The organism is Vibrio sp. 10N.261.52.A1 (genome assembly GCF_002876325.1).
Classification (GTDB): domain Bacteria; phylum Pseudomonadota; class Gammaproteobacteria; order Enterobacterales; family Vibrionaceae; genus Vibrio; species Vibrio chagasii.
The window spans coordinates 1-5,439 of record NZ_MCYD01000537.1; the positions used below are offsets into that span (position 1 = coordinate 1).

The 5,439-nt window shown below is 38.1% G+C and carries 4 protein-coding genes; all 4 read left to right on the forward strand.

Annotated features, from left to right (window positions below; genetic code table 11):
- Positions 1-240: 240 nt before the first annotated feature.
- Positions 241-1,002 carry a hypothetical protein gene (locus BCT81_RS07695; protein WP_102423738.1) on the forward strand — a complete coding sequence of 254 codons (762 nt, stop codon included), beginning with the start codon at positions 241-243 and terminating at the stop codon, positions 1,000-1,002.
- A 437-nt stretch (positions 1,003-1,439) separates the two neighbouring features.
- Positions 1,440-2,108, forward strand: coding sequence for a hypothetical protein (locus BCT81_RS07700; RefSeq protein ID WP_102423739.1), 669 nt, complete (start codon positions 1,440-1,442; stop codon positions 2,106-2,108).
- A 253-nt stretch (positions 2,109-2,361) separates the two neighbouring features.
- A complete protein-coding gene (locus tag BCT81_RS07705; RefSeq protein WP_102423740.1) occupies positions 2,362-3,639 on the forward strand; it encodes a HEPN domain-containing protein in 1,278 nt (425 codons plus the stop codon).
- A gap of 118 nt (positions 3,640-3,757) precedes the next feature.
- Complete coding sequence (locus BCT81_RS07710; protein WP_102423741.1) at positions 3,758-4,882, forward strand: HNH endonuclease; 1,125 nt, start codon at positions 3,758-3,760, stop codon at positions 4,880-4,882.
- Positions 4,883-5,439: the final 557 nt, after the last annotated feature.

Here is a 5,439-nt window from a genome sequence, read left to right on the forward strand (position 1 = left end):
ATTTATATTTAATATCTTCTTTGTTACTTCACGTTCTAGTCATTGTTAGCATGTGTCTGGATAAAGTGCTTCAAAGAAATCTAATTGTACCAATTTCAATGTTCTCATTACTTTATGTCGGTTATCAATGGGAATTAATATTGCTTTGGGTGCTTTTGTTTTATATTTCTTGTTTTTTTAGGGGAAATGTTCTCGATAAATTCATGGGTAATTGAAAGAACAACTAATAAGGATAATCATATGAAGAATTATTATGTATTAGTCTCGTTGCTACTTGCGGGCTGTGGTGGTGGAGATGGTGGTAGCTCTACCACCTCAAACCCAGACTCAAATGTAACTCGTTACAGTAGTGATTATGCAGCTTCTGATTTACGAGTGTTCTTTGTATTATCGGTAACAAGCCCATCCGAGGCTGAAATCGAGGGATATGTTCAAGATAGTTCGTTTAATTATGTTGCAATTAATGGCGGTGACCAGCTAGTTGCTGAAGTTGATAGTCTAAACTTCTCGTTAGCTGAAACATCGGTGGAAGGAGGTGTTTACTATTATGGTAGGGATGTTTCAGCAAGCGCCTCAGAGTACATTGTAAAGTTATTGAGAGGGAATGTTGTTCAAAGTTCACTGGTAGTGAATGAACTACCGCTCCCCTTTATATTAACGACAAGCTTAGCAGGCGAAGTGATAGATGCATCGTGGGCTCCTGAGGCAGGCCATACATACTCTTACGTAGTGGAAACGCTAACTTGTACAAATAGTACTGAGACCAATATCAGAACGGTGTCACCAGATATTAACGCTAGTGAGCATCTACTTAATTCAGGTTCTTACAATAAGAGTTTGAGTGAGGTATTTGGTCAAACGCAAGCACAGTTAACTCAAGGTTTCGATAGTTGTGTCTTTGAGATGGATATTATAGCGAACAAGAACTCGTTACCATCGCAAACCAATGGGCAGTTAACTTTTGATGTTGTTCAAAAGAGAAAGATCAAAATAGAGCTCTAGTCTTGTTATAGATAATCTATCGCCTTTGTCTTTGTTGAATTATTTAACAGGAGAAAGGTGATTTCGTTTGAATTAATATTCATTAGTTAGTCATGTTTATTGTGCCGCCGCCCTCACTTTGAAACTAATGCTCTAAATCATAATTATCCAGAACCTTGATTGGTTGAGTTTTCATCCGTAGCACTTTCTAGCTAAAAATTGCCCCTTTATGCGTTAGACCTTTTACTCATTCACATCCTGTTCATACACTTTAGCCTTATTAAAAGTTATCCATTTAATTAATGCTGTTCGCAGTGAATCCCTGCAAACGCAGTCCGCTGTGTTTGAGCGAGAATGATTCTTATATCTTGTATAATCACGGAGTATGATTCTAAGTTATTGATATTAATTGTTTTTAACATTATTCTTATGTAATTATCTTAGCTGGGATATTTACTATGGTTATAACGTTTGCCGTACTTGCCCTCGTTCTTGTAGGAATGCTTTTTGGTTTCAACATTCAGATTAACGCTGATGCGACTAGCTTTCTTGCTTCTATTGGTTCCTTGGTAGGCGGACTCGCTGCTGCTGTTGCAGCATTTTTTTCATATAGGTCAGTCGGAGAGTGGCGTAATCAAATGCAACATTCTTTGTTGTATGAACATCTTAGTCATTTAGAGACCTTACTAAACGAGTATGTAAAAAAAGTGAATAAGTCTGCAAATAATATTGATGAGATACCAGTCTATAAGGTGTTAAATATAGCGTCACAGAGTGCCCGTGATGTTCGCGAAGAGTATGAAAGTAACTATCAAAAAATACATGAACTCATACCAACACACTTGAAGGTACAACTGGAGGAACTGCATTTTCTTACATTGACCTACCAGTACAACATTGCCTTACATGACTACAAGGTAAAAAGTAGTTCGCTTTCTCGATATATCTCTGAAAATAAAGAAAAATTAGAAGAAGCCTCATTTGATGAGCTATCACGAGAAGAAAGCAAAGAGTTAATTGACATGAACAACGCAGCACTGGCTCATTACGACTTTATAATGTCAATCGGCGGCAATGCAAAAATCAGTTTGAGTGAATTGAGAGCATCTCTCCTTAAGAAGGTTTAGCATTAGTGTCCCTATCAGACCATTGCCCCTTTCCTTGCTAACGCATTTGCTCAATAGTAGATTGTGCCGCTGGAAACGCAGTACTTTTCCTCTTGGCTGGCGGTTGAGTGCCAGTGCAAGAAAACCTCCAGTAACAGTGCGATAGTGAGTACTCGTACGCTAATAGATGTTCTTCTTTGACTCCATTAATTTAAATTTCTTAATATGCAATAATGTGTCTATCACATTTCTGGTAATTTACAGGGACTAACTATTGGATAATTCATTCGCTAGCAGCATAACTGCCGATTTGTCTAACGCTTTCTTTTACTGTCCTGAGGATGGAGTTCCATCCATTCAGATAGGTAAGCCCGTGGCTGGAGATATCATTTTCTGGCTTAAATATAATGATGAAGATGTAAACAAATGTGCTAGCAGACTGATTAAAGAGCTAGGCCGTGAATTAGGTGTCAGTAATATCCAGAGTGCAAATGAGATACTTCTAAAGTTCTGCTCATATGCATTTAATATTATTGATGCGGATTTTTTATCGTTAACTAGTCTGGATGAGCCAGTAAGCACCATATTCTCACAACAGCATTGTAATAATCTAAGTGCTTTGTTTGTAGACTACATCGACTCTCAAAAGGCTCTTAAACCGTACGTCTACACTATTCGGTATGCCAATACAGACGGGGTGCATAAGCTCAATAACAACTTATGTATTTATGGCTCAGGTCAAATAGAAAGCCTACTTGGCGATATGAAAGTGCGAACTGGAATAAACTTTCCTTTAGAAGCTCTGGATGATGAAGACTTGCGCCGTGAGCCTATCGGGAGGTACAAGCTACTGTCCGATAGTTCTGCTGTTTTGGTTTATGCACGCTCAATAAATGAAGCTGTCGAAGAGCTAGACAGGTTATTTGGTGCACTATGCGCGACTATCGATACTCCTTTGAGAATCAATCAAGAGACAGTTGATTGTAGAATAAATTCTTTTGATTCTAAGAGTATTACTACTCGCCAAATAAGATCTAACCTACCTTCTGTTTATGAGATAAACCTGAGCGATGAAGTTGCTGGTAATCTACAGAAGATATTTTCTTCTCCACCTAAGAGAATGAACTCTGCGCTATCTTTTATCGCTCATGGTTGGACTCATGATAAACGAGAGAGGTTCCTAAACCAATTTATTGCGTTAGATGCACTGTACGGTACAGACAGAAGTAACAAAGCATCTATAGTTGGTGGGGTGAGTAGAGACGCCAGTGATATCGTAGGTATCGAATCAAAAATAAAAACTATTTACGAATTGAGGAGTAAGTTTGTACATGGGGAGATATCAATATTCTCAAACCATGGTAAATACTCAAAATTTGTTGATGAACACGGTATCGACCCGATTGAATCATTGTTTGAGGTCGTAAGAGTATGCGCTATCAACTATCGAGGGGTATACAAGGTAGAACAACCTGATACGGTTAACCTTCGAGTACCCAAAGAGCTAGTTAGAGAGTTTGAGAAGAAGATAAGCGAATATTGCAGAACGTAGAATATTCACAAACAGAACGCATTAATATGACTTGAGTAGCTTACAAGGATGAAGCAGCATAGACGGGAAGCAAAGATGGCAAGATTCCGTCTAGATTCGTCCGACCAATAGGTGGCATATGTTAGATTGTATATATTGTGAACATGAGAAATTTGAATTAGGGAAAGGTTCCAAAGAGCACGCTATTTTGTCTTCACTAGGTGGACGAAAGCTATCTCGAAATGTTTGCTGTGAAAGTTGTAATAATCGCCTAGGTAAAGCTATTGATGACGGGCTATCTTCGAGGCTTAGTATCATTTCTACTTTATTGAATATAAAAACTGGTCGTAACAAGAATGCACCAGTTCAACAGGGTGTAGTTAAACTGGGGGACGAATCTTATAACCTGTTACCCACAGGAGAGATGCTTAGAGGTAAAGTCGAGCAGCAATGGAAAACAGAGCAAGGGAAAACGAAATTTCATGTTGTGGCTAATACTGAAGAGCAAGCGCTAAAAATAATTGAAGGTCAATTAAAGTCTCGTGGTAAATCTCTTGATGACATAGAAATGGGGGTAGTAACCGAAGTTTCTCAATATGGCGCAGAAATTAGTGAAACATTTTCATTTTGTGAAAATGACCTAAGGTCTATAGCAAAAATGGCATTAACAATGCTGGCTACTAAGGTCTCACCTTCAAGGTTACGTGGCTCTGAGTTTATTGATGTCATTCAATATATTAATGGCAGTGACTTAAACGCAGAAGATATTGTATTTTCGGATACCAACACGCTTTTTCCATCTCAATATCAGGTTTCTGATATTAACCACCGTATATTTATATACTCTTCTCAAACTGAAGGTTTAGTTGTCTCTTTAGTCGAATTATATGGTGGATTTAGGTTTAGCGTACTGCTTTCTAGAAATTGGACCGGACCTAGTATTTCGTGTTGTTATGCCATAGACCCTGTGTCACAAGATAAAATCGATTCAGACATAGATGCTAATCTTGAATTACAAGCTGTATTAGATAGTAGAGGCTGCGTTCAGTCGAAAGCGATTGAACAACTAAAACCTTTATTTGATTATATTAGTAAGTTAGATGTTCAGCGTGAGGAGCAGCGAATTATTGATACGGCGATGGAAAAGTATGGTGTAGAAGTTCTGGATGAAAATTGTGATGACGTGGTCTTCCAAACGATAGCAAAGAATCTAGCTGATATGTATTTAAGAAGGTCTATTAGGCAGAGTCGAAAATTAGTCTAAAAAATGTGTTGCACGAGCTCGAATCCACTTTATTTAGTAAATTATGTGCTCTCATTTGGTGGGCATATTACCGTGAGACGTTTCTCAAAGTGAACGATGCTGAACTATCTGTGGAACGAGTTTTGCAATACCTGAGGTAATTCATTACTTGCTACATTAGCAAAGTCACTGGCACGCTTCTGTCCAAAGGCGTTCTAGCGCTCATTGCCGTTAACTGTAATCTCGTCATTTTTAGCCTGTATTTTGGGGGTGAAAGTGCCCCTGTATAAGCGTAATTTGGTGTTAATGTAAAAACAGTGTGGTCAAATCTACACCCCAACCCCTTCCAATAGGGGCGTTTTTCATCGATAATCCAAACTCTTAGTGAAAACAAAAACCAACCGGATACTTTGTAATAAGTGCCCCTGTATTTTCAATTCATCACCACACCCCACGGCGCATTGACATCAATGCAAATGGTTGTCTGTAAAAAATAAAAAGAAAATAAAAACAAAAGCTTTTAAAGATAACTGTCGTCTAAAGTAACGTAAGAAAAATTTTAAAAACCCACACTAATT

Coding starts and splice junctions, on each gene's coding strand:
- BCT81_RS07710 (WP_102423741.1), top strand. CDS start 3,758: ATGTTAGATTGTATATATTGTGAACATGAGAAATTTGAATTAGGGAAA.
- BCT81_RS07700 (WP_102423739.1), top strand. CDS start 1,440: ATGGTTATAACGTTTGCCGTACTTGCCCTCGTTCTTGTAGGAATGCTT.
- BCT81_RS07695 (WP_102423738.1), top strand. CDS start 241: ATGAAGAATTATTATGTATTAGTCTCGTTGCTACTTGCGGGCTGTGGT.